The sequence below is a fragment of the Polaribacter sp. Q13 genome, assembly GCF_016858305.2.
GTDB lineage: Bacteria > Bacteroidota > Bacteroidia > Flavobacteriales > Flavobacteriaceae > Polaribacter.
In genome coordinates this window covers 3,700,950-3,726,541 of sequence record NZ_CP074436.1, presented here as the reverse complement: position 1 = coordinate 3,726,541, position 25,592 = coordinate 3,700,950, and the positions used below count along the sequence as shown (strand labels likewise).

Here is a 25,592-nt window from a genome sequence, read left to right as displayed (position 1 = left end):
CATTTTATTGAAACAAAATTAGAGTTGTAACTAATATTTATTATTAAAATTTCAGCAATTATTGAAATATAAATAATTTAATTACTTCAATATTAATTATTATCTTTAATCTAAGATAGTTCTTAAGATGAAAATCTAAAGAATAAATTTAAAAAAGACATATCAATAAAACGAAAATAAATACATATGAAATTATTAGGAATAGGTTCTAGAATTCAACATTCTGGATTTGGTTTTGGCGTAGTTACCAACGTAGATAGTAAAAATTATTGGGTTACCTTTCAGGAAAGCGGTTTAGAAACCATTCCTTTAGATAGTGAGTTTGAAGTTATAGAAGCAGTTGTAGATGAATTAGATACTGTTAGTTTTTACGAAGTAGAAAATACTTTAAGAAACCTATTAAAAAAATATAGCGATATTTCTGAAGTAGTGCATATTGCAGATAAATGGAAAGGTGGCACTTTAACCCTAGCTCCTAAAGATTCTAATTTAAGTTCTAAAGAAATTCCTATTGATGGTTTTTTCCATAAAATAGTAATGGTTAGAGATCGTGTTAGAGTTATGGAACAAAAAATAAATGCAAGTAAAACGCTAGACGATCAAGACAAAATTGATTTACAACAATACATCACAAGAATTTATGGTAGTTTAACTACGTTTAATGTGTTGTTCCAGTTAAAATCTGATCATTTTATTGGTTCTAAATCTAAATAAAATAGAATAATTTGCATCTTTTTTAACTAGTCAGCGTCTATTCTATGAATATTAAAACAAATATCATGGAAAATAATAATTGTACTTGTAATTGTGAAGGTTGTAAAACCGGAGATTGTAAAAATTGTAATTGTACAAACTGTACTTGCAGCAATTGTAACTGTTAAAAAAATCGTCATTGCACAGTTTGAAATAATCTACTTATAAATAAAAGATTGCTTCATACTTTGCAATGACGTAAATTTCTATTATGACTACAAAACAAGTTTGGACTTTATATTCTGAAGATTTAAAACGATTTATTATCAGCAAAGTAAAAGATACCACTATTGCAGATGATATTTTGCAGGATACTTTTATAAAAATTCATACTAAAACACATAGCTTAAAAGATATTACAAAACTAAAATCTTGGTGTTTTACAGTGGCTAGAAATTCTATTCTAGATTACTGGAAGTCTACAAATAAAACTTTTGAAATTGCAAATTTTGAAAGTGAATCAAAAATTTCAGAAACGATTCACACAGAAAAAGACTGCTTAAGAAGTATCTTAAAAAACTTACCTAAAAAATACAGAGACCCTTTATTTCTTTCAGATATAAAAGGGATGAAACAACAAGAAGTTGCAAATGAACTTAATCAATCCTTACCAACTACAAAATCTCAAATTCAACGTGCAAGAAAATTAATTGCACAAGGTTTTATGGATTGTTGCGGTTTTGTTTTAAATGATGATGGCAATTTAGTTGGTGAAATTAAAGAAAAAGAAGATTGCAAAGTTTGTAAATAATTTAACCATAAAACTCTATTTATGTTTTATATTAGTTGAAATTCTATTATTCTTTAAAAATCGATAAAATGGCAGCACTTAAAAAAGAAGATATTAGTCAAGAAGTATTTGATTTGTATGATGATTATGCACACAACAAAATAGACCGAAAAGATTTTCTAAAAAAACTTTCTTTATTTGCTGTTGGTGCTATTACATTACCTGCTTTATTAAGTTTTATTTCTCCGAATTATGTAGATGCTATTTTAGTACAACCTACAGATCCAAGATTAAAATCAGAAACCATAAACTACGCCTCTCCAAAAGGAGGATTAAAAATGACGGGCTTATTATCAATTCCAAAAGATGTAACAACTAAATTACCCGGAATTATAGTAGTTCATGAAAACAGAGGCTTAAACCCGTATATAAAAGATGTTGCTAGAAGAGCTGCCTTAGAAGATTTTATAACCTTAGCACCCGATGCACTTTCTCCAATGGGAGGATATCCTGGTAATGATGATGATGGTAGAAATATGCAAAAAAAGCGAGACCAAGGTGAAATGTTAGAAGACTTTATTGCTGGCTACCATTATTTAAAATCTCACAAAGATTGCAACGGAAAAGTAGCGGTTGTAGGTTTTTGTTTTGGAGGATGGATTGCGAATATGATGGCTGTAAAATTACCAGATTTAGCGGCGGCTGTTCCGTATTACGGAAGACAACCAAAAAAAGAAGATGCAGCTAAAATTAAAGCTCCTTTATTATTACAATATGCCGGTTTAGACAAAAGAGTAAATGAAGGTTGGCCAGAATTTGATAAAGTTTTAACAGAAAATAATATTGAACACGAAGCCCATTTTTACCCAGATGTAAACCACGGGTTCCATAATAATACAACACCAAGATATGATGAAGCAGCTGCAGATTTATCTTGGAAAAGAACCATTGATTTTTTTAATAAACACTTAAAAGAATAATTTACTTTTTTATCATTCCTGCAAAAGCAGGAATCTATTTCACTATATTTTAATTACTTTTATACTTTAAATATTTAAGGTGAAAAAGAAAACTCTTATCAGTAAAGAATTAGAAAACTTTTACAACAAAGCTTCAGAAGAAACCAGACTAGAAAAAGGAATGGGAATTTTTGAGTTTGAACGTATAAAAGAACTCATACAACAACATATTTCTAAGCCAAATAGCACCATTATTGATGTTGGTGGTGGAACAGGAAAATATTCTGAATGGCTGGCAAAAAACAACCACACTGTTCATTTGGTAGAGCCAGTTTTAAAACACATAAAATTTGCAGAAAAAAGAGCTAAGAAACTAAAGAACCCTTTTTCTGTTGCCATAGGCGAAGCTAAAAAATTACCTTTTAAAGACAATGTTGCCGATTTAGTAATTTTACACGGACCTTTATATCACTTACAAAAAAGAGAAGATAGAGTCGCTGCTATTTTGGAAGCCAAAAGAGTATTAAAAAAAGGCGGAATTATATTAGGTTTTGCAATTAATGCAACCGCTTCTACCGTGGTTGGTTTAATGAACGGAATGATTCACGCAAATTCATTTTTTGATATGTGCAAAAAAGAACTTACCACAGGAGTTCATGATGCACCAAAAGACTTTCCTTTTTTATTAGCAGATGCTTTTTACCATAAACCAGAAGGCTTAAAAGCTGAGTTTTTAGAACAAAACCTCAACTTTATAAATCTTTTTGCTGTAGAAGGAATGATTTGGTTAGACAATGAATATTTTGCAAACATGTTAAATAAGAAGAAATCGAAGACTTTAAAAGCGCTACAAACTCTTACTCAAAATGATGAATATTTGTTGCCTTTTAGTCCACATATGATGATTGCTGTTAGTAAATAAACCATCTGTTATTATAAAATAATTACAATTAAACTATTTTTGATGATATCTTCTAAATCGAAAAAAATGAAGTTGCTAAAAATCAAAAAAAACTCGTACTTATTATTAGGTCTTATCTTTTTAATTAGTTGTCAGAAAACACAAAAGGAAACCTTTAAATTTACAAAAACAGAAAATCCTTTTATTAAACATATGTATACTGCAGATCCTTCTGCAAGAGTTTTTAAAGATAAATTATATGTATACACGTCTCATGATGAAGATACTGCAACCTATTTTAACATGATAGATTGGCATGTTTTTTCAACCGAAAACATGGTAGATTGGGAAGATCATGGTGCAGTCTTAACGCTAGATGATATTAAATGGGCAAAAAAGTGGGCTTGGGCTCCAGATGCAATCAGCCGAAATGGAAAATATTATTTTTATTACCCTGTTGAACGTTCCAAAATTGGAGTTGCAATTAGCGATTCTCCTACCGGACCGTTTACTGACAAATTAGGAAAACCACTTATTGACAATACAAATCAAATAGAAAAAATAGGTCCAGAACCAATTGACCCCGCATTATTAATTCACAACAATCAAGCATACATGTACTTTGGATGTCGAGAATTACGTGTTGTAAAATTGAAAGAAAATATGATGGAAATTGATGGTGATGTAATGAAGTTGGAGATTAAAGGAATTGAAAATGATAAACAAAATGATGGAGGTTTTTACGGTGAAGGCCCTTGGATCTTTGAAAGAGAAGGTAAATTTTATTTTATGTATTCTAATGGTTGGGGCAAAAAAAGCACCTTAGTTTATGCAATGTCAGACAATCCTTTAGGTCCTTTTGAATTTATTGGCGAAGTTGTAGATCCGGTAAACTCGCCAACTTCTCATGGTTCAATAACCAAATTTAAAAATGAATGGTATTTATTTTATCATAATAAAACACTATCAAACAACAAATATCGTAGATCTGTTTGTTTTGATAAAATTACGTTTGATTCCAATGGAAAAATAAACAAATTAAAACTGAATTAGAAAAAGTAAAAAATTATTAAACACTATTTCAATCCTAAATATTTGTCGCCTTTTAATATCTTAATCATGTAGACTTGTTAGAAAAGAGTTTTACTTGTGCCTAAACTTAAAAAAAGATAACTTCGCTATATGTACTAAACTGATTTCTGTAACTACTATTTATATTAAATCGTTAAAATAGATGTCTAATCAGAATTAATAGCATGCAAAAAGGTGAATAAGAAAGAGAATAATTGGATTCTTTGTAAGAATTGTAAAGGCACAGGAAAAATAAGGAAAAGTCTTCCTAAAAAAGTACGACTCAACTACAAATTTTTATTAGAACAATTTAAAAAATCCAATGGAGAAGGAACCGCTCCAATTCGACCTCTAGGTCAACTACAAAACTGTTTAAATTGTAAAGGATCAGGAATTATAGCATCTAACAATCTACCTATTGCAGACACAGAAAACTATCCGCACGTTGCCATTATTGGAGGTGGAATTGGAGGTATTGCACTAGCAGTAGCTTGTTTGCATCGCGGAATACCTTTTACGCTTTATGAACGAGATATTAACTTCGATGCTCGTTCTCAGGGTTACGGTCTCACACTACAACAAGCAAGTAAAGCTATGGCCGGTTTAGGTATTCTTTCTATAAAAGAAGGAATCACTTCTACCAAGCATGTGGTGCACACTACAGATGGAAAAATTATTGGGGAATGGGGCATTAGAAAATGGGGAAGATCAGACACAAAAGCATCACCAAAACATACTAATATACATATTGCTAGACAATCTTTGCGCCTAACATTACTAGAACAACTTGGTGGACTTGATAAAGTAAAATGGGGACATCAATTCATAAATTATAATGAATCTGATAACGAAGGAGTAAGTCTAAAATTTCAAGTGAACGACGAAATAAAATATGCCAAGGCAGATCTTATAGTTGGAGCTGATGGAATTCGTAGTACGGTAAGAAATCAACTTATTGATGAAGAGGTAACTCCTTTACGTTACTTAGGTTGTATTGTAATTCTAGGCATTTGTCCTCTTAAGAATTTAAAAGATATTGAAAGCCCTTTATTAGATTCAGCCACCGTGTTTCAAACAGCAAATGGTAATGAACGCATCTACATGATGCCGTTTAATTCAGATACCATCATGTGGCAACTTAGTTTTCCTATATCAGAAAAAGAAGCTAAAGAACTCAATTTAAAAGGAGCGAAAGCACTAAAAGAAGAAGCGTGTTTTAGAACGCAGTGGCACAAGCCTATTCCGCAGATTGTAAAAGCAACCAACAAAGCAAATATTTCTGGATATCCTGTGTATGACCGGGAATTACTAAAACCTGAAATGCTAGAAAAAGTAGCAAAAGTTACATTATTAGGAGACGCCGCTCATCCAATGAGTCCATTTAAAGGTCAAGGTGCAAACCAGGCTTTGTTGGATGCATTATCACTGGCAAGAGAAATATCAAAAGAAAACAGTTCTTTATCCCGATGGAAAGAAATAGGAATACGGAAAAGTGTATTAACTGCCTTTGAGGCAGAAATGATAGCACGGAGCGCTACCAAAGTAAAGAGTTCTGCTGAAGCTGCTGAATTATTGCATTCAGAAATTGTACTTCAAGAAGGTAATGGTCCGAGAGGAAAGTATCGAAAAAAAAAGGAAGCATAGTATTGAACTTTATAGTGTTTGTGTATTTAAAGTTACGTTTTAAGTGAACCTCTATTTTCCTCTGAAAAATTGAAGTTTTCAAAAATGCAATTGCTTTTAATTTAGCATTTTTTTACATGGTGTTAACAACTTGGCTTTGTTTCAGTCGTAAATTCTAATTATTTCACCATTTCCTTTTCCGTTTACACTTCTTACATATCCGTTAACTACTTTTTTCATTGGTATCGGATTGTGTCCTGGAAAATAGTCTTTGTACTTTTCATAAGCATCTTCGACCATTCCCGAAGAAACCACATTTACTCTAATTCCATTTTCAATTTCAAGTGCAACCGCTTTTACAAAACTATGAATTCCGCCATTTACCATTGATGCACTCGCCGTTTTTACAACCGGGTCATCTGCCAAAATTCCTGTAGATAAAGTTATTGAACCATTTGGGTTTAAATAATTTTGTCCAATACGAACAAGATTAACTTGTCCCATTAGTTTACTTTTCAGTCCTATATAATAATCGTCTTCGGTAAGTTTATCAAAATCATCCCATTTTGCCTCGCCTGCGAAGCATATAATAGCATCTAACCTTCCAATCTTTTCAAACATAGATTTTATTGACTTGCTATCAGCAATATCTACTAACACTTCTCCATTGGTTCGTCCAGCAATTATTATTTCGTTCTTTTCTTTAAAATGGAAAACTACCCTTTTTCCGATAGTTCCATTTCCTCCAATTATTAAAATTTTCATTGTTTGTGTTTTAACTTGAATTCAAAAATATAATTAAGAAAAAGATAGATTATTAATGTACTGTTAATTAGTAAATTTTTAACTACGCTTTAATTATTATCACATCCAATAAAACAAGTTTTTAATTCTCTATTAATCCCTATTTGAGGATTGTTGTGAGAAAATTTAAATTCTTTTTTTAATTCAACTAAATAAACTTTCCGCTGCTCACAATCAAACTACCGCTTGTCATATTTTCAATTTAAAAATCAATTCTCTTAGATATATTTACAGTATCATTAAAAAAATTAAGATTATGATTGTAATAGTAAACGCTTTAATAAACATCGTTGAAACAGCAATAGAGTTGGTTTTTCAAATACTAATGTGGTAAATCAATTAAAATAATTGATAAAACAAATTAAAAATTTAGAAGTAAATAATCTTAAATTATAATTTGTAAGTTTGAAAATTAGCATTAGTAATAAATGAAATTATCTCTAAATAAATCTTATATAGTATTCAATCTCATTGGATGGCTCCTTTTGTTTACAGCAACATTAGCCGGTCCAAAAATATTTCTTTCAGAAGAAGTATTGGCTAACGAGCGTGTCTTATATTATTGGTTAGAAACTGTTGCGTGTGCAGTTCTGGCTTTTACGTTATCGTTTATAATCTCTATTTTTATTGATGATAAAATTAATTTTAATAACAACTGGAAAAGGATTACTTGGAAAATTTTTATAATTTTTTCAATTGTTCAAGCATTATATACCTTGTTTATATGGCCTATATTAGATTTTGTTCAAGAATGTACAAAGTATGAATCTGATGTGGTTATGGGTTTAGTTGGTAAAATATATAATGTTTTTTACTTTGCAACCTTATTTGTTATCTGGCTTTTTGTTTTTTTAACCATTAAGATTTTCCATCAATTAAAAACAGTACAATTAAAAAAACTTCAACTAGAAACAAATCTAAAAGAGTCTCAGTTAAACACCTTAAAAGGACAAATAAATCCACATTTTATGTTTAACAGTTTAAACAATATTCGTGGGCTCATGTTAGAAGATGTAGATAAAGCTAGAAATATGCTTACAAGCCTATCAGAAACTTTACGATACTCTTTAACAAAAAGTGATGTAAATTCTATTTCATTAGAAGATGAATTAGAAATGGTTGAAAATTATATCGCTATTTCTAAAATTCAATTTGAAAATCGTTTACAATTTGAAACACATATTGATCAAGAGTCTTTAAGTAAACAAATTCCGCCCATGATTATTCAAATGTTAATAGAAAATGCACTGAAACACGGAATATCTAATTTAAAAAATGGAGGTATAGTAAGTTTATCAACCACCATAAAAGGTACTCAATTACAAATAGAAGTAATAAATTCTGGAACACTACAAAAAAGTAAAAACAGTACGCAATTAGGCTTAAAAAACATTAAAAAAAGATTAGCCCTACTTTATGGAGAAGCTGCAACTTTTAATTTAAGAGAAAATAAAAATCAAGTGGTTGCTACGATTAAAATTCCATTGATATGATAAAATTAAAAGCTGTTATTGTAGAAGATTCTCGTTTAGCTCGTAATGAATTAAAAGAATTAATTAAAGCGCACAAAGAAATTGAAATTTTAGGAGAGGCAGAAAATGTAGATGATGGCTTTAAATTGATTAATGATACAAATCCAGACCTACTTTTTTTAGATATTAATATGCCAGAAAAGGATGGATTCGAATTATTAGAAATGTTAGATCAAGTTCCTACAACTATTTTTACAACAGCTTTTGATGAATATGCCATTAAATCTTTTGATTATAATGCTTTTGATTATTTATTAAAACCAATTAATCAAAAACGTTTTTCTAAAAGCATAGAGAAAGTAATCGAAAGCTTCAATAATAATCTAGCAACAGCAGTAAAAAATGAGAGTGCATTAAGTTTAGATAAACAAATATTTATTAAAGATGGAGAAAAATGTTGGTTGGTAAAAATTGAAGATATTTCTTTATTTGAAATTGTAGGAAACTATACGCGTGTCTACTTTGATAACAACAAACCATTAATCTATAAATCGCTGGCGCAAGTAGAAGAAAAGCTACCCAAAGAAGTCTTTTTTAAAGCCAATAGACAACAGATTATTAATATAAATCACGTTAAAAAAGTAGTATCTTGGTTTAATGGAAAATTAAAAGTAGAAATGAATTCTGGAGAAGAAGTAGAAATTTCCAGAAGACAATCTTATCTTTTTAAAGAACAACTGAGTTTTTAAGCATAAAAAAAATAGCCATTATTTTACAACAATGACTATTTTTTATTAAAATTTTAATAGTAAATTAAGCTTATCTCCTTTTTTTCTTAGGAGCTCTACTTACTTTTTTCTTTCGTTTATTAAATGGAACAGGAACTGCATCATCAAAAGTATTCTTTACTTCTTTGGCGTTTTTGTTCTTTTTCCAAGAATTATTTTCTGGTAATAATTTTCTCAATAAATCTTGTCTTCCAACTTTGTTAAGGGTGTTTTTAATCCAATCTTTATTTTCTTTTTTGTACCAAAAGAAAAATTTATGTTGGTCTTCACGCTCTTTTTTTGTCTTAGGTGTTTTAGTAGGTTTTAAAGTATACGGATGATATCCTGAATAATAAATAACCGTTGCAACCGTCATAGGTGTTGGTGTAAAACCTTGCACTTGCTCTAGCTGAAAACCCATATCTTTGGTCTCTGCAGCTAAGTTTGCCATATCTTCTACTTCACTTGCTGGGTGACTAGAAATAAAATACGGAATTAACTGTAAATTTAATTTTTTCTTAATATTTATCTTATCAAAACGCTCTTTAAACATGTGAAAATATTTAAAAGACGGTTTACGCATCAACTTTAAAACAGGATCAGAAGTATGTTCTGGCGCAACTTTTAATCGTCCAGAAACATGTTTGGTCATTACCTCTTCCGTATACGCATCCAATTCTTTTGGATCTGCATTTTTATTGAATTCTGGCACCAACATATCATGTCTAATTCCACTTCCAATAAAAGACTTTTTAATCTTCGGATGTTTATCAACCGCTTGGTATAACTCTGTTAAAGGTTTATGAGACGTATCTAAATTAGAGCAAATTACAGGCGATATACAACTCGGCGCAACACATTTGTCACAAATAGATTGTACTTTTCCTTTCATTTGATACATATTAGCAGAAGGCCCACCAATATCAGATAAATACCCTTTAAAGTCTGGCATATTTGCCACTTTATCCACTTCTCTTAAAACAGATTCCTGACTTCTGCTTGCTATAAATTTTCCTTGATGTGCAGAAATAGTACAAAAACTACATCCACCAAAACATCCTCTATGAATATTAATAGAGAATTTTATCATTTCAAACGCAGGTATGGGACCACGTTTGTTATATTTAGGATGCGGTAAACGCGTAAAAGGCAAATCGAAAGAACCATCTATTTCCTTTTCTGTCATGGTAGGATACGGCGGATTAATCACCATCGTTTTCTCTCCTACTCCTTGTAAAATTCTACGTGCTTTTAACTTGTTAGACTCTTGTTCAATCACTTTAAAGTTAGAAGCAAATGTCTTTTTATCCTTTAAACAAGCCTCATGCGAATTGATAGTTATATCTTCCCAACCATTTACAACAGGCAAACTTTCTTCCTTTTCGTTGATAAAAATAGCCGTTTGTTTAATATTTTTTAAACTAGAAAACGGAACCCCTTTTTGCAATAATTCTACAATTTCTCGCAAAGGTTGTTCTCCCATTCCGTAGACTAACATGTCTGCTTTAGAAGTTTCTAAAATACCAGGTAACAACTTATCAGACCAATAATCATAATGAGTTACACGTCTTAAAGAAGCTTCAATTCCGCCAATTAAAACAGGAATATCTGGAAATTTATCCTTTAAAATCTTAGAATACACAGAAGTTGCATAATCTGGTCTAAAGCCTTTATCGCCATTTGGCGTGTATGCATCTTTATCCCTACTACGTTTACTAGCCGTATAATTACTCACCATCGGATCCATACACCCACCAGTTACAGCAAAAAACAAACGCGGTTTTCCTAATTTTTCAAAATCTTGCAAATTATCATTTACACTTGGTTGCGGCACAATGGCCACTCGCAAGCCGTAACTTTCTAAAATACGACCGATTACTGCAGGTCCAAATGATGGATGATCTACATAAGCGTCTCCGCTAAATAAAATAACGTCTAGTTCTTCCCAACCACGAATTTTCACTTCCTTGTTTGTAGTTGGTAACCAGTCGGTTAATTGATGTCTTTTAGGTTCTTGCATAGTTTGCAAAAATACAAGATTTTTATTTGATTAAAACACAAATTTTATAAATGTATTTTTATTGGTATTCGAAGCTATTTCCCGCTTTCACTACTCGCTTTTTTTATACAGAAAAAGTATAAAAAAGAGCTCAAACAAACCGTTCAATCGGGGCTAGACTTGTTTGCTAACTATTATATTTCTAAAAAATGAATCACTTTGTTTATTTTTTTAGTTTAATCATTAGATTTGTTAGTAGCAATTTAAATTCTAACTTAGCTACTTCCTAATTATAAAAACACCAACAAATAGCAACAATATAAACTGTTAATATCTGTTACCACAAAAGTTCTATTGATTTGCAAACAATCTATTGGCAATTTATAAAACGAGAGAACATTTTACAGAGCCTAAAAAGCAATAATTACAAGTCTGTATTTCATTCTTATAAAATATTAGGAACATGAATAAGTGAAATTAATATCCATATTAATAATTTTAACTCATAAATTAGTAACAATATATTTTTTGATAAAAACTTACTCGAACTAAAAATTGAGGAATTCATTTTAATCTAAAAATGCACAAACATTAAATACACATTCTAATGAAAGAAACCACAGAGGCTATTATTCTTAAAAATATAGCAGCACATAAGTCGTTTTTTGCAACACATCAAACAAAAGATATTCATTTTAGATTAACGCAATTAAAAACGTTAAAAAAAGCCATTCTTCAATATCAAGAAAAAATTGAAACTGCTTTATGGCAAGATTTACACAAATCGCCAGAAGAAGCATATCTAACAGAAATAAGTCTTGTTATTGGTGAAATCGACAACCATCTTAAACATTTAAAAAAATGGGCAGCTCCTAAAAGAGTTGCTTCGTCACTTCATTTAATTCCAGCTTCTAGTAAAATTATTTACGAGCCTTTAGGAACCGCTTTAATTGTTGCTCCTTGGAATTATCCTTTTCAATTATTAATAAACACGTTAGTTGGCGCAATTTCTGCAGGTTGTTGTAGCGTACTAAAACCATCTCCAGACACACCTACCGTTGCCAAAGTGATGGAAGATATGATTTCAGAGAATTTTGATTCAAATTACATTAGTGTTGTGCATGGCGGCAGAGAAACCAACACTACATTGTTTGCGCAACGTTTCGATATTATTTTCTTTACTGGAAGTCCTAAAGTTGGTAAAGTAGTCATGAAAGCTGCTGCAGAAAACCTAACACCTGTCGTTTTAGAATTAGGTGGAAAAAGTCCGTGTATTGTAGATGCAGATGCCAATATAGATATTGCCGCTAAACGAATTATTTGGGGAAAATTAATTAATGCCGGACAAACATGTATTGCTCCAGATTATCTTTTTGCCCACCAATCTATTAAAGCTCAGTTATTAGACAAAATTGCAGAAAATATTAAATTGATGTATGGTGATGATATCAAGAAAAGTCGTTTTTATCCGCGTATTGTAAATAAAGATGCAGTAGAACGCTTAAGTGATTTATTAAACCAAGGAACCATACATACTGGAGGGGAAATTGACATCAAAGAAAAATTTATTGCTCCTACTATTATTGATAACGTTCTGCCAGATTTTAAAATTATGCAAGCAGAAATATTCGGACCAATATTACCTGTAATGAGTTTTAGCCATATTGATGAAACTATAGATTACATCAATAAAAACGAAAAACCTTTGGCTTTCTATTATTTTGGGAAAAATAAAAAAGCGAAAGAAATTTTAGCAAAAACCTCATCGGGTGGCGCTTGTATTAATGACACGTTAATGCATGTAAGCAACCACAATTTACCTTTTGGAGGTGTAGGAAATAGCGGATTAGGAAACTATCACGGACAAGATAGTTTTTTTGCTTTTAGCCATAAAAGAGCCGTTGTTACAAACCCAACTTGGATAGATTTACCTTTAAAATATGTACCTTTTAAGTATTTTAAAATTATTAAGAAACTTCTATAAATTAAAAATATTGGAAGCAAATGAATGGCTTTTACAAATAAAATGAAATCGTTTAATTTCTTTTAAAGGCTATTTATTACCTTGCAACAAAAAGTGAAAAATGTCAAAAAACCCTGAATTAGAACTTGCCCTACAATTTATAGATAAGACTGATAGAAATATCTTTGTTACAGGAAAAGCAGGTACAGGAAAAACTACTTTTTTACATCAAATTAAAAAAGAATCTTTAAAAAGAATGGTTATTGTAGCACCAACTGGTGTTGCTGCAATTAATGCCAAAGGTGTTACTATTCATTCTTTTTTTCAAATGCCTTTTGGTCCTATTTTACCAGATCAGATTGCAAATACAAATCAGCAACGTAAGTTTTCTAAAACAAAAATAGATATTATCAAATCGTTAGATTTGGTAATTATTGATGAAATTTCTATGGTTCGTGCCGATTTGTTAGACGGAATAGACCAAGTGATGCGCCGTTATAAAAACCGAAATAAAGTTTTTGGTGGTGCACAAGTTTTAATGATTGGAGATTTACAACAATTAGCTCCGGTTGTAAGACCTAATGAGTGGAGCTTATTGCAACAACATTATAATACTGTTTACTTTTTTAGCTCTAAAGCCTACCAAGAAGCCAATGTGGTTTCCATAGAATTAAAACATATTTATCGTCAGAAAAACGAAGATTTTATTACCATTTTAAATGAAATTAGAACGGATACTTTATCAGAAAAATCTGCTGAAATTTTAAATAAAAATTACAATCCTACCTTCTCTCCTACTAAAGATGATGGTTATATTACCTTAACAACCCATAATAATAGAGCCAATTTAATTAACAGTTCTGAATTAAATAAACTAAACACCAAAAGTTACTTTTTTAAAGCGGATGTTTCTGGTAAATTCAATGATAATGCTTTTCCGAATGATGAAAAGTTAGAGTTGAAAATGGGAGCGCAAGTAATGTTCATCAAAAATGATTCATCACCAGAAAAAAGATATTACAACGGAAAAATAGGAATTATAACAGATATTTCTCTACAAAATGTAACCGTACAATGTCCCAATGAAATTGATGAGATTGTTACAGAAAGAGAAACTTGGGATAATGTAAATTATTCCATTAATGAAGAAACTAAAGAGATTAAAGAAGATGTAATTGGCTCTTTTTCTCAGATTCCTTTGCGATTGGCTTGGGCAATTACCATTCATAAAAGTCAGGGGTTAACCTTTGAAAAAGCAATTATAGATGCAGAAGCCTCTTTTGCACACGGACAAACCTATGTTGCCTTAAGTAGATGTACTTCTTTAGAAGGTTTAGTCTTAAAAACACCAATTACCAGCAGTGCAATTATTAATGACAGAACCGTTAGTGTTTTTAATGAAAGTGTAGAAGAAAATCATCCGGATGAAAGTGTTTTAAACGAATCTGAAAAACATTTTCAGTTGAATTTAATTTCTGAATTGTTCGATTATCAACCATTTTTATATCCCATTTCTAGATTGATTGATATTTTTTATAAAAATCAATCAAGTATTAAAGGTGATGTTATAGATCATTTACAAACTATAAAAGATGACGGTGTTGTTGCTTTAATGAAAGTTTCTAACGGATTTAAAAATCAGTTAAACGCAATCTCAGAAGACAGTATTCTGCCAGAAAATAGTTCGCAAATTCAAGAACGTTTTACAAAAGCGCTCGATTATTTTGTAACACAAACAAAAGGAAACATTCTAAAACCTTTAAATGCCATTCAGTTTTCTACGGATAATAAAACTGTGAAAAAAGATTTTACGAAGCAATTTGACAGCTTACAAGAAAAGCTATTAGAAAAATTGTTTGCTCTTCAAAAAATGAACAATGGTTTTAAAGTGCAAGACTATTTAAAAATAAGAGCAAAAGCCGTTTTACAAAAATCTGCACCGGTAAAAAAGAAAACAGTTGCTTCTAAACGCGACCCTATTTTAGCCTTAAGATTGCGTGAATTAAGAGACGAAATTTCTAAAGATTTAGGAATTCCGCATTTTCAAATTTTTACACAAGAAACTCTATATGCTATTTGCGATGATTTACCAAGAACGGAAAAAGCGCTATTAAGCACTGTTGGAATGGGAAAAACACGTGTATCTAAATACGGAGTGCAAATCTTAGAAGCCATTGAAGATTATTGTAAAAAAAACGGAATTAATAAATTAAACGAACAGAAAAAAGAGGATAAGAAACCAACCAAACAAATTACTTTTGAGTTGTTTAAATCTGGGCTATCCATAAAAGAAATAGCTAAAGAACGTAGTTTAACTTCCGGAACTATAGAAAGTCATTTAGCTAGTTATATTCCTTCTGGTGATATTGATATTCTAGAATTGATAGATATTAAGAGATACAAGAAAATTGTAAACGCCATAGAGGACACCGAGTTTAAAAGCTTAACAGACCTAAAGGAAAAAGTAGATAAATCTTTTTCTTTTATGGAATTGAGAATGGTTTTAATGTCTATGGAAAATTAATTTAAAATATTTTAAGATAAAGTGTAAGTTTTAATAAAAAGGATCGTCTTAAGAATTATGGTAAGATACTTTCTTATCATTTTCTTTTTCATAGCAATTTTCCCACTTCTAATTTAGGAGTGGGTTTTTTATTACAATAAATATTTATTGAAACTCCTAGATTCCTCGTCGTTCTTACGTCTCTCTTTCGGAATAACACTTATTTCTACTTCAAATCTTTCAACAACAACTGTATCGATTTATTACCATTCCATACGTTTTCATCTAAACCGTATACAATATCAAAATCATTTTGAACTAATTCCATTTTATCTCCTAAACCAAAACCAATGGAATTAAAGGTCCTTTTATTATCACCTTGAAAAACATTCAATTTTAAATGTGTTTTATCTGCTCCTACTTGTTTTCCGTATCCGTTGTCTCTTACACAAGTCGTTTTAAAAGTAGGTCTCATATTCATAGGTCCAAAAGGTGCCATTTGCTGAATAATTCTAAAAAACTTAGGTGTAATTTCTAACAAATCTATTTCTGCATCTATCGAAATTTCTGGCGTTAGCAACTCTTTATCGATGGTAGCTTTTACAACTTCTTCGAACTTATTTTTAAAATTCTCATAATTTTCCGGTAACAACGTTAAACCTGCGGCATATTTATGTCCGCCGAATTGCTCTATAAACTCTTCACAAGCATGCAATGCATTATACACATCAAAACCTTTTACAGAACGTGCGGAAGCCGCTAATTTATCGCCACTTTTGGTAAAAACTAAGGTGGGTCTGTAATATTTTTCTATTAAACGAGAAGCTACAATTCCAATAACTCCTTTGTGCCAATCTTCTTGAAAAACCACCGATGTATAACGGTCTTCTTCCTCATTATCAATAATTTGAATTAAAGCTTGATCTGTTATTTTCTTATCTAAATCTTTTCTATCTGCATTAAAAATTTCTATGGCAGCAGCAAATTCAACAGCTGAATCAAAATCCATTTCTGTTAATAATTCTACTGCGTAATTACCATGCTTCATTCTACCTGCTGCATTTATTCTTGGCGCAATGGTAAAAACAACATCGGTAATTGTTAATTCAGACTTTTTAGTTTGATGAATAATTGCCTTTATTCCGTTTCTTGGACTTTCGTTAATAACCTGTAAACCATGATATGCTAAAACTCTATTTTCTCCATTCATAGGTACAATATCTGCAGCAATTGCAGTAGCCACCAAATCTAAATAAGGAATAAAATCTTCTATGGTTTGACCTCTAGAAACGCCTAAAGCTTGAACTAACTTAAACCCAACACCACAACCACAAAGCTCATCAAAAGGATAAAAACAATCTTCTCTTTTTGCATTTAAAACTGCAACTGCTTTCGGAATTTCATCACCAGGTTTATGGTGATCACAAATAATAAAATCTACATTTTTTTCGGTTGCATACGCAACTTTATCAATGGCTTTTATACCACAATCTAAGGCTATAATTAAAGAAAAATCATTGTCATGCGCAAAATCAATTCCCATATAAGAAACGCCATAACCTTCTGCATATCTATCTGGAATATAGGTTGCAATATTTGGATAAATCGTTTTTAAATAAGACGCAACTAAAGAAACAGCTGTTGTACCATCTACATCATAATCACCAAAAACAAGAATATTTTCATTGTTCGAGATTGCAGTTTCAATTCTGGCAACAGCAAGATCCATATCCTTCATTAAAAAAGGATCATGAATTTCATCTAAACTCGGGCGAAAATAATTCTTTGCAGCCTCAAATGTTTCAATATTTCTTTGACATAGTATAGACGCTATTGTTTTATCAACTTGAAGTTCTTTTGCTAATTCTTCTATTTTTTCTTTATCTGCTTTTGGTTTCAACGTCCATCTCATAGCTACTTTCTCTATTAAATCTCTATTTTATGCAAATGTATTTCAATCTCTACTTCTGCAAATTGACGAAACATTTCCATAACTCCGCAATATTTTGTAACCGATAAATTAACTGCTTTCTGAATTTTATCTGGTTTTAAATCACTATCCGAAAAATGATAATCTACTTTTACTTTATTATAAAACTTTGGGTGTTCATCTGTTAACTCTGCAGTAACATCAATTTTAAAATCTGCAACTTCTGCACGCATTTTTGTTAACAAAGACACTACATCTAAACCAGAACATCCGGCCAATGAAGCTAACATTAAAGCTTTTGGTCTGTACCCTTTTCCTTCTCCTCCACTTTCTTCTCCTGCATCCATGGTCAAATTTAATCCACTCGGATTGTCAGATTCAAATTGCATGTTTTCTTTCCAGGTAGTTTTTACAATATTTGTAGCCATATTAGATGATTTTGTTATTTTATTTAAAAATTACTTCTTGAACAAAAATAAGAAAACCTAAAGACTTAAAAGAAGTATCCTTTTTTATATTTATTTAACGAACTTTAAATCAACAATTATTAAAACCTAAATTATATTTAATATTTATTAACTTAAACTGCGATTAAACTGTTAAAAATGGTTAATTTTATAAAATATTTTAATCAAAAACGCATTTTCATGAGAAAAAAATTATTATTTATAGTTTCTATTCTCTTCCTATTTACATTAAATTTTGTTGCTCAAGATATTACTGTAAAAGGGAAGGTAAAAGACAAAACAGGAGAATTACCAGGAGTAAGTGTACTAATTAAAGGTACAACAAAAGGTACAAGTACAGATTTTAATGGAACGTATTCTATTAAAGCAAAAAAAGGAGCCATTTTAGTATTTTCTTCTTTAGGATATAAAACTAAAAAAGTTATTATTCAGTCTGCAACTCTTAACGTAACATTAATAGAAGATGCTAATATTTTAGATGAAGTAGTAGTAACTGCCTTAGGTATTACAAGAGAAAAAAAATCTTTAGGATATGCAATTCAAGAAGTAGACGGAGATAACCTTAATAAGGCCTCTGAAACAAATGTTGTAAATACCTTAGCAGGTAAAGTTTCTGGTGTTCAAATTCAGGGAACAGGTAATATTGGTGGTTCTTCTAGAATTCTTTTAAGAGGAGCTTCTTCTTTAACAGGTAACAACCAACCGTTATTTGTTGTAGATGGTGTACCTATAGATAATTCTAATTTTGGAAGTGCTACCCAAGCTTATGGAGATAGAGATGATACTAGTGGAAATGTAGATTATGGTAATGCTGCACAAGACATTAACCCAGATGATATTGAATCTGTAAGTGTTTTAAAAGGAGCAAATGCTGCTGCACTTTATGGTTCTAGAGCAGGAAATGGAGTTATTTTAATTACCACTAAAAAAGGAAAAAAGAATAAAGGTTTAGGCATCTCTATCAATAATAGTTTTTCTTTAGAAACGGCTTTCGATTTCCCGGAATTACAAAATGAATATGGTGGAGGGCAATCTTTAACCTTTGCAAATATTGGTACTGACGGTATTCCTATTCAGAATGTATCTACAGATGAAAGTTGGGGACCAAAATTAGATGGAAGATTAGTAAGACAATGGGACGGAGAAGGAAATGGTGGAGAAGTACGACCTTGGATTGCACACCCAGATAATTATAAAAATTTCTTTAATACTGGTCAAATTAGTAAAACAAACATTGCTATTAGTAATGCAAGTGAAGACGTAAATTACAGAGTGTCTTATACCAACTTAAACCACAAAGGTATTGTACCAAATAGTAGTATAAAGAGAAATACTATTAATTTAAATTTAAATGGAAAAATTGATAAATTATCTATTTCTACAAACCTTAGTTATATTAATACAAAGGGAGAAGGAAGACCAAAAGGTGGTGGTAGTAGCGATAATTTAACTTACAACATGGTAATTTGGACACAAAGACAATTAGATATTGATAAATTAAGAAATTATGAAAGAGCAGATGGTTCTCAACTTACTTGGAGAACAGACGATCTTAATTCTACAAATGTAAGAGCAAATAACCCTTTTTGGTTAGCTTACAAAGATTATCAAGATGATGAAAAAGACAGAATTATTGGTAATGTAAAAGTTAAATATGACATTACAGAGAAGTTAAATGCCTCTGTAAGATATGGTTTTGATAGTTATAATGATAACAGAAGAGATCGTAGATCTGTAGGTAGTAGATATACTCCTTACTATCTTAGTAAAATTTACGATTTTAAAGAAGAAAATATAGATGCAATCTTAAACTATAATAACAGAGAATTAACTTCCGATATTTCTTTAATAGCTACTTTAGGTATGAATACGATGAGTAGAACTCTTGAGTCTAACATAGGTGCAACACAAGGTGGTTTAACAGTTTCAGATATTTATTCATTAGCCAATTCTGTAGATGCTGCTTTTTTAGAAAGATCTTTAGTCAATAAAAAGACAAGTAGTATTTATGCAAGTACTTCTTTTGGATTTAAAGATTTAGCATATTTAGATTTAACAGCAAGAAATGATTGGTCTTCTACACTACCAAAAGACAATTGGTCCTATTTCTACCCTTCTGCCACAGCAAGTGTAATTTTTTCTAAATTTATAGAAAGTGACGTATTATCATTTGGTAAATTTAGAGCAGGTTGGGCTCAAGTTGGTAATGATACAGAACCTTACAGACTTACAAATAACTATACTCAAGGTTCTGCCGTTGGCGGAAACCCGGTATTTACAATTCCATCTACATTAAACAACGCAGAATTAAAACCAGAATTAACTTCTTCTTTTGAAACTGGTGTAGATCTTAAATTATTTAGTAATAGATTAAGTGTAGACGCTACTTATTACACGGGTAAAACTACCAATCAAATTATGCCTATAACAGTTTCTGAAACAACAGGATATACTCAAAAATGGGTTAATGCAGGAGAAATTAAAAATAGTGGTATCGAATTACAATTACAAGGATCACCAATTAGAACTAAAGATTTTTCTTGGGATATTGGTATCAATTGGGCAAAAAACAATAATGAAGTTGTAGAATTGGCTGAAGGATTGGATACATACTTAATGAGTACGTTCTACACTTCAGGACCAGCAAGTGTTACTTTAGAATCTAGAGTTGGAGAATCATTTAGTTCCATTTATGCAACAAAAGTAGCAAGAGACCCTGATGGAAATAAAATAGTAGATGCTAACGGATATTATATTAGTGGAGAACAAGAATTTATAGGTAGTGTTTTACCAGATTGGACTTCTGGTATTACAAACACATTTACGTATAAAAACTTCACTTTATCGGCTTTAATTGATATTCAAAAAGGAGGAGTGTTTTACGCTAGAGGTTACCAAACTGCTGTCTATGCAGGTACTATGGCAGTAACTGCTGCAAATGGTGTTCGTGAAAATGGAATCGTTGCAGAAGGTGTAATGTCTGATGGAAATGGAGGCTATGTTACCAATACAACTCCTGCTGCTTCCGTAGATCAATACTTTAGACTTTACAGAAGAAACCCAGGAGATTTTACAACATTTGATGCTAGTTTTGTTAAGTTAAGAGAAGTTTCTTTCAATTATACTTTTCCATCAAAATTAACAGAAAAATTAAAGTTAAATAGTTTAAACCTTTCATTGGTTGGTAGAAACCTTGCAATTCTTCACAGAAATACTCCAAAAGGATACGATCCAGAATCTGCAGGTAATGCTTCTGGTAATATTCAAGGTAGAGAATATGGTCAATTACCGTCTGCACGTACTATAGGAATGAATTTGAAACTAACATTTTAAATAAAAAAACATGAAGAAAATTATAATAATATGTATATTATTTGTTAGTATAAGTTCTTGTACTAGCGATTATGAAGAACTAAATAAAGATCCCTTAGCGGCAACAAAAGTACCTACTACAGCACTTTTAACCGCTGCAACACAAAGTTTAATTAATGTTAATTCTGGGCTAGGTTATAACAAAACCATGATGTTTTATTCGCAACAATGGGCGCAAAGAGAAACAACTACTAGAAGTGTGTACGGTCTTTCTCCTGATGGTGATTGGAGTGCTTTTTATGGTATTTTACCTGAAATTATGGAAATAATTAAACTAAATACAGGAGAAGACAAAGATAGTTACGCAGCTTATGGAAAAAACGAAAACCAAATAGCAGTTGCCACCATATTAAAAGTATGGGTTTTTCATAACCTAACAGATACTTGGGGAAATGTACCTTATTCAGAAACTTTTAATGATGATATTACTTCTCCTAAATTTGACAATCAAGAAGATATCTACCCTGCATTATTACAAGAATTAAAAGATGCAGTTGCATTAATAGATACAAATGCTTCTGGTTTTACAAGTGGAGATTTAATGTATAATGGAGATATGACTAAATGGAAAACTTTTGCAAACTCTATGAGAGCAAGAATTGCCATGAGAATGTCTGAAGTAAACCCTGGCTTAGCCAAAACTGAAGTTGCTGATGCTTTAGGAGCTTCTGTATTTACGAGTAATAATGACAATGCAGTTATTGCATTTCAAAATGAAGAAGCCAATGCAAACCCATTGTATATAGAATTTTTAACGCAAAAATGGACTTTTATTGCAGAACCATTAACTGATTTAATGAATTCTTATGGTTCTGGTACAGCTTCAACACCTTCAGACCCAAGAACATCTAAATATGCAGATCCCAATGATGCAGGAGAATATATTGGCTTTCCTTATGGTTTAGAAACTACAGACACCTTTAATTACGCAATAGGAGACCGTTCATTACCAAATGCAACCACAAGAGCTATTGATTTTAACAGCTATATTATGACGTATTCTGAATTGCTGTTTATTAAAGCAGAAGCCGAACAAAGAGGTTGGTTTGGCACTGCAGGAAATGCTGCAACAACATACAAACAAGCCATTACAGCAAGTATGGAGCAATGGGGAGTTAGTTCTACTGCTACCACTTCTTATTTGACTCAAACAGATGTTCTGTATAACGCATCTAACTGGAAAAAGTATATTGGAGAGCAAAAATATCTTGCATTATTTTCTCAAGGAGGAAATGCTTGGAGCGAATGGAGAAGGTTAGATTACCCTATTTTAAATTTCCCTACCGCAGGTTTACTTAACACAACCGAAATTCCTAGAAGATATTTTTATCCGACGAATGAAGGCATTATAAATGGAGATAATCTAGACCAAGCTGTTATAGATATGGGTGGAGATACTTTCTCTACAAGAATGTGGTGGGATCAATAAAAAACTCAAATTAATTAAATTGCAAAAGACCTCTTTAAAAGTGGTCTTTTTTTTTGATTATTTTTTATAATGATAAAATTAAAACATCCAACTGCTCTTTTGTATGATTTGCATTCACAACAATTCGATTAAACTTTTTAGTACTTGTAGCATAATAAAAAGAGGTTATTAAAATATTTTTATTTAATAAAATTTGTTCTATTTGTTCATCAGAATGAAAGAAAACAGGATACATTTTATCTATAGTAATTGCTGTATTATCTTTTAATTGATGATACACGTACTCCATATTACTTTTCAGTTTTAATAATTGATTTTTATAAATTTCTTGTGCATTTACAAAAACCTCTAAAAAAGCAGGACTCATACCTGCACAACCAATAAAAAGATTGTCTTTTTTGATTAGGTTTATAAAAGTTAAATCTCCAGCAATTACGCCTCCGTTAATTCCGTAAGCTTTTCCTAAAGAAGAAGTAATAATCACTTTTATATGAGCTTTTTTCGGTATCAAATTAGAAATTCCGTTTCCTTTATCACCCAAAACACCTAAACTATGAGATTCATCTACAAGAATATAAATGGTGTTCGAAGCATCTATTTCCTTTAAAAAACCGAAAGAAAACGGAGTTGTTTCAAAAGCAGCAATTCCATCTAAAACAATACTTATTTTTTTATTTTTTAAAGATTTTAAAGATGTATGTAATTCTGAATCATTAAAAACAGGCAACGCATTTTTTGGCAAAATTGCTGGATGCGTTTTTGGCATAAAATAAAAAGCATCTACAAACCTGTCTAATGTATTTATAGCAAATTGACCCGCTAAAGTTCCTGATGAAAGTGTTACAGCCGATTCTGTCTGTAAAAAATTGGCTAAAAAAGTTTCACCTTTCTGATAAATTGCTAGTTTAATATTTGCACTTCTAGAACTTCCGTAAGAAACGCCCCATTTTTTAATTGCTTTAAAAACCAATTCTTGAAACTCCGGTAAAGCAGCAACTCCTAAATAAGAAGTTCCACTAAAATACAAATATTCTTTTCCGTTTAAAGAAGCTGTTGTGTTTGGTACTTTTTCTAATTGCATATTTATAATAATGAAACTCCTGTTCCGTTTTTATCAGCATAAGAAATTACACCATTGTGTATGGTAATTCCTTTAGCAATATCTTTTTTTAACAACAAGCCACCATCCATATCAACATAATCTAAAAGTGGTAATAAATGTGCAATGGCAGAAATACCAACGGTAGATTCTGTCATGCAACCAACCATTGTTTTTAAACCTAATTCTTTTGCTTTTTCTAACATTCTTTTACCCGGAGTTAAACCTCCACATTTTGTAAGTTTTACGTTTACACCATGAAACAAACCAAAACATTTTTCTACATCACTTTCTACAATACAGCTTTCATCTGCAATAATGGGTAAAGCAGAATTTAGGTATAACTTCTTTGCTCCTTCAATATCATCTGCTTTTAAAGGTTGCTCTAAAAATTCTACCCCTAATTCTTTTAGTTTTATCGAATTTTCTATCGCCTCATCTGCTGTCCAACCACAATTTGCATCAATTCTAAAAATGGCATCAGAATGTTTTCTTAATTCTGTAACTATTTCAATATCGTTTTTTGTTCCTAATTTTATTTTATAAATCGGCCAAGGAAGTTCTTTCATCTTCGCTACCATTTTCTCTACAGAATCGATACCTATTGTATAATCTGTCATTGGATTTTTATTAATATTAAAACCCCAAACCTCATATAATTTTTTATGTAGTTTACGTGCATACAAATCATTAAAAGCCATATCTAAAGCACATAATGCGAACATATTTTCTTTAAATAACGGTTGTAACTTTTGCCAAAAAATAGAAGGATTTTCGCCTGATAAAGATTCAATAACATTTTTATTTTCTAAAATAATTTTCATCATTTTATCAACTGTAATATTATAATAAGGGTTTGAAGTTGCTTCACCAAAACCAGAAAAACCATCTGAAACCAACTCTACAACTAAACTTGGTTGAAAATCGTGAGACTCTCTAGAAATTGTAAATGTGTGTTTTAATTGAAGATTATAAGAATGTAGTTTTATTTCCATTTTTTACAGTTATATTTATCGTAAAGTTATAAAATTAGAATTCTATAAATAAATTTAAAATCATAAAAATGCCATTAGTAACCCCATTATCTGCAGAACACGATATAGAAACAAAAGAATTAGCATTATTTTTTAATGAGACCTTAGGTTTTTGTCCAAATTCTGTATTAACAATGCAACGAAGACCCGCTATTTCTAAAGCTTTTATCAATTTAAACAAAGCGGTTATGGCAAATGAAGGTAAGGTAACCTCTGCATTAAAAAGGATGATTGCTTGGGTATCTAGTAATGCAACAGGTTGCAGATATTGCCAAGCACATGCAATAAGAGCCGCAGAACGTTATGGAGCTGAACAAGAGCAATTAGATAATATTTGGGAATACAAAACGCATGCAGCTTTTTCTGATGCAGAAAGAGCGGCTTTAGATTTTTCTTTGGCTGCTTCTATGGTACCAAATGCTGTAGATGAAACTATTAAAAAAGAACTCTATAAATATTGGGATGAGGGAGAAATTGTAGAAATGTTAGGAGTAATTTCTTTATTTGGATATTTAAATCGTTGGAATGACTCTATGGGAACAACGTTAGAAATAGGAGCTATTGAAAGTGGAAATCAATATTTAGGTAAACATGGTTTTGAAGTAGGCAAACATCAATAAAAAAAGACCCTCTCATAATAAAATGAGAAGATCAATATAAATTATTAAGGTCCCCCAACCTATTCAAATTTAGATCACAAAAGTAGTAAAAATATT

The 25,592-nt window shown here is 31.0% G+C and carries 19 protein-coding genes; 13 read left to right on the top strand and 6 right to left on the bottom strand.

Annotated elements, in window-relative coordinates:
* Positions 1 to 186 precede the first annotated feature (186 nt).
* The 6 genes from JOP69_RS15705 to JOP69_RS15680 all read left to right on the top strand — a co-directional run bounded on the left by JOP69_RS15705 (position 187) and on the right by JOP69_RS15680 (position 6,058).
* Positions 187 to 714 carry a hypothetical protein gene (locus JOP69_RS15705; RefSeq protein WP_203391852.1) on the top strand — a complete coding sequence of 176 codons (528 nt, stop codon included), beginning with the start codon at positions 187 to 189 and terminating at the stop codon, positions 712 to 714.
* Between the two features lie 250 nt (positions 715 to 964).
* Entirely contained in the window at positions 965 to 1,504 is a 540-nt protein-coding gene (locus tag JOP69_RS15700) for a sigma-70 family RNA polymerase sigma factor (protein WP_203391851.1), read from the top strand.
* Positions 1,505 to 1,572: 68 nt separating this feature from the next.
* Complete coding sequence (locus JOP69_RS15695; RefSeq protein WP_203391850.1) at positions 1,573 to 2,463, top strand: dienelactone hydrolase family protein; 891 nt, start codon at positions 1,573 to 1,575, stop codon at positions 2,461 to 2,463.
* Positions 2,464 to 2,542: 79 nt separating this feature from the next.
* Positions 2,543 to 3,364: a class I SAM-dependent methyltransferase gene (locus JOP69_RS15690; RefSeq protein WP_203391849.1), complete on the top strand. Its 822-nt coding sequence runs from the start codon at positions 2,543 to 2,545 to the stop codon at positions 3,362 to 3,364.
* Positions 3,365 to 3,430: 66 nt separating this feature from the next.
* Positions 3,431 to 4,396, top strand: coding sequence for a family 43 glycosylhydrolase (locus tag JOP69_RS15685; RefSeq protein WP_203391848.1), 966 nt, complete (start codon positions 3,431 to 3,433; stop codon positions 4,394 to 4,396).
* Between the two features lie 213 nt (positions 4,397 to 4,609).
* On the top strand, positions 4,610 to 6,058 hold the full coding sequence (locus JOP69_RS15680) for an NAD(P)/FAD-dependent oxidoreductase (protein WP_252191131.1): 1,449 nt from the start codon (positions 4,610 to 4,612) through the stop codon (positions 6,056 to 6,058).
* A gap of 141 nt (positions 6,059 to 6,199) precedes the next feature.
* Here the strand turns inward: JOP69_RS15680 and JOP69_RS15675 are convergent, their stop codons facing one another.
* Positions 6,200 to 6,802, bottom strand: coding sequence for a short chain dehydrogenase (locus JOP69_RS15675; RefSeq protein ID WP_203391847.1), 603 nt, complete (start codon positions 6,800 to 6,802; stop codon positions 6,200 to 6,202).
* A 467-nt stretch (positions 6,803 to 7,269) separates the two neighbouring features.
* Here JOP69_RS15675 and JOP69_RS15670 point away from each other — a divergent pair, with 467 nt between their 5' ends.
* Both JOP69_RS15670 and JOP69_RS15665 read left to right on the top strand, forming a co-directional pair.
* A complete protein-coding gene (locus JOP69_RS15670) occupies positions 7,270 to 8,334 on the top strand; it encodes a sensor histidine kinase (protein WP_203391846.1) in 1,065 nt (354 codons plus the stop codon).
* On the top strand, positions 8,331 to 9,062 hold the full coding sequence (locus JOP69_RS15665; protein ID WP_203391845.1) for a LytTR family DNA-binding domain-containing protein: 732 nt from the start codon (positions 8,331 to 8,333) through the stop codon (positions 9,060 to 9,062). Before JOP69_RS15670 ends, JOP69_RS15665 begins: the two co-directional genes overlap by 4 nt.
* A 70-nt stretch (positions 9,063 to 9,132) precedes the next feature.
* Here the strand turns inward: JOP69_RS15665 and JOP69_RS15660 are convergent, their stop codons facing one another.
* Positions 9,133 to 11,100: a YgiQ family radical SAM protein gene (locus JOP69_RS15660; protein ID WP_203391844.1), complete on the bottom strand. Its 1,968-nt coding sequence runs from the start codon at positions 11,098 to 11,100 to the stop codon at positions 9,133 to 9,135.
* Between the two features lie 586 nt (positions 11,101 to 11,686).
* Between JOP69_RS15660 and JOP69_RS15655 the strand changes: the two genes are divergently transcribed.
* Positions 11,687 to 13,063: an aldehyde dehydrogenase gene (locus JOP69_RS15655; RefSeq protein WP_203391843.1), complete on the top strand. Its 1,377-nt coding sequence runs from the start codon at positions 11,687 to 11,689 to the stop codon at positions 13,061 to 13,063.
* A gap of 100 nt (positions 13,064 to 13,163) precedes the next feature.
* Positions 13,164 to 15,566, top strand: coding sequence for a helix-turn-helix domain-containing protein (locus JOP69_RS15650; RefSeq protein ID WP_203391842.1), 2,403 nt, complete (start codon positions 13,164 to 13,166; stop codon positions 15,564 to 15,566).
* Positions 15,567 to 15,771: 205 nt separating this feature from the next.
* On the opposite strand, the gene recJ is transcribed toward JOP69_RS15650, so the two are convergent.
* The gene (gene recJ, locus JOP69_RS15645; protein ID WP_203391841.1) at positions 15,772 to 17,457 is read right to left on the bottom strand and encodes a single-stranded-DNA-specific exonuclease RecJ; all 1,686 of its coding nucleotides are present in this window, start codon (positions 17,455 to 17,457) and stop codon (positions 15,772 to 15,774) included.
* Positions 17,458 to 17,471: 14 nt separating this feature from the next.
* A complete protein-coding gene (locus tag JOP69_RS15640; protein WP_203391840.1) occupies positions 17,472 to 17,903 on the bottom strand; it encodes an OsmC family protein in 432 nt (143 codons plus the stop codon).
* 219 nt (positions 17,904 to 18,122) lie between these two features.
* Here JOP69_RS15640 and JOP69_RS15635 point away from each other — a divergent pair, with 219 nt between their 5' ends.
* Entirely contained in the window at positions 18,123 to 21,275 is a 3,153-nt protein-coding gene (locus JOP69_RS15635) for a SusC/RagA family TonB-linked outer membrane protein (protein ID WP_203391839.1), read from the top strand.
* Positions 21,276 to 21,285: 10 nt separating this feature from the next.
* Complete coding sequence (locus tag JOP69_RS15630) at positions 21,286 to 22,743, top strand: SusD/RagB family nutrient-binding outer membrane lipoprotein (protein ID WP_203391838.1); 1,458 nt, start codon at positions 21,286 to 21,288, stop codon at positions 22,741 to 22,743.
* Between the two features lie 64 nt (positions 22,744 to 22,807).
* On the opposite strand, the gene JOP69_RS15625 is transcribed toward JOP69_RS15630, so the two are convergent.
* Together JOP69_RS15625 and JOP69_RS15620 are read right to left on the bottom strand one after the other, a co-directional pair.
* Positions 22,808 to 23,824 carry an aminotransferase class I/II-fold pyridoxal phosphate-dependent enzyme gene (locus tag JOP69_RS15625; protein WP_203391837.1) on the bottom strand — a complete coding sequence of 339 codons (1,017 nt, stop codon included), beginning with the start codon at positions 23,822 to 23,824 and terminating at the stop codon, positions 22,808 to 22,810.
* A gap of 2 nt (positions 23,825 to 23,826) precedes the next feature.
* Entirely contained in the window at positions 23,827 to 24,837 is a 1,011-nt protein-coding gene (locus JOP69_RS15620; protein WP_203391836.1) for a dipeptide epimerase, read from the bottom strand.
* Between the two features lie 68 nt (positions 24,838 to 24,905).
* Between JOP69_RS15620 and JOP69_RS15615 the strand changes: the two genes are divergently transcribed.
* Positions 24,906 to 25,496 (top strand): carboxymuconolactone decarboxylase family protein, encoded by a 591-nt coding sequence (locus tag JOP69_RS15615; protein ID WP_203391835.1) that lies wholly within the window; start codon positions 24,906 to 24,908, stop codon positions 25,494 to 25,496.
* Positions 25,497 to 25,592 lie beyond the last annotated feature (96 nt).

What these genes read in the sequence shown, in the direction of transcription:
- JOP69_RS15705 (WP_203391852.1), top strand. Translation starts at nt 187, where the DNA reads ATGAAATTATTAGGAATAGGTTCTAGAATTCAACATTCTGGATTTGGT.
- JOP69_RS15700 (WP_203391851.1), top strand. Translation starts at nt 965, where the DNA reads ATGACTACAAAACAAGTTTGGACTTTATATTCTGAAGATTTAAAACGA.
- JOP69_RS15695 (WP_203391850.1), top strand. Translation starts at nt 1,573, where the DNA reads ATGGCAGCACTTAAAAAAGAAGATATTAGTCAAGAAGTATTTGATTTG.
- JOP69_RS15685 (WP_203391848.1), top strand. Translation starts at nt 3,431, where the DNA reads ATGAAGTTGCTAAAAATCAAAAAAAACTCGTACTTATTATTAGGTCTT.
- JOP69_RS15675 (WP_203391847.1), bottom strand. Translation starts at nt 6,802, where the DNA reads ATGAAAATTTTAATAATTGGAGGAAATGGAACTATCGGAAAAAGGGTA.
- JOP69_RS15670 (WP_203391846.1), top strand. Translation starts at nt 7,270, where the DNA reads ATGAAATTATCTCTAAATAAATCTTATATAGTATTCAATCTCATTGGA.
- JOP69_RS15665 (WP_203391845.1), top strand. Translation starts at nt 8,331, where the DNA reads ATGATAAAATTAAAAGCTGTTATTGTAGAAGATTCTCGTTTAGCTCGT.
- JOP69_RS15660 (WP_203391844.1), bottom strand. Translation starts at nt 11,100, where the DNA reads ATGCAAGAACCTAAAAGACATCAATTAACCGACTGGTTACCAACTACA.
- JOP69_RS15655 (WP_203391843.1), top strand. Translation starts at nt 11,687, where the DNA reads ATGAAAGAAACCACAGAGGCTATTATTCTTAAAAATATAGCAGCACAT.
- JOP69_RS15650 (WP_203391842.1), top strand. Translation starts at nt 13,164, where the DNA reads ATGTCAAAAAACCCTGAATTAGAACTTGCCCTACAATTTATAGATAAG.
- recJ (WP_203391841.1), bottom strand. Translation starts at nt 17,457, where the DNA reads ATGAGATGGACGTTGAAACCAAAAGCAGATAAAGAAAAAATAGAAGAA.
- JOP69_RS15640 (WP_203391840.1), bottom strand. Translation starts at nt 17,903, where the DNA reads ATGGCTACAAATATTGTAAAAACTACCTGGAAAGAAAACATGCAATTT.
- JOP69_RS15635 (WP_203391839.1), top strand. Translation starts at nt 18,123, where the DNA reads ATGAGAAAAAAATTATTATTTATAGTTTCTATTCTCTTCCTATTTACA.
- JOP69_RS15630 (WP_203391838.1), top strand. Translation starts at nt 21,286, where the DNA reads ATGAAGAAAATTATAATAATATGTATATTATTTGTTAGTATAAGTTCT.
- JOP69_RS15625 (WP_203391837.1), bottom strand. Translation starts at nt 23,824, where the DNA reads ATGCAATTAGAAAAAGTACCAAACACAACAGCTTCTTTAAACGGAAAA.
- JOP69_RS15620 (WP_203391836.1), bottom strand. Translation starts at nt 24,837, where the DNA reads ATGGAAATAAAACTACATTCTTATAATCTTCAATTAAAACACACATTT.
- JOP69_RS15615 (WP_203391835.1), top strand. Translation starts at nt 24,906, where the DNA reads ATGCCATTAGTAACCCCATTATCTGCAGAACACGATATAGAAACAAAA.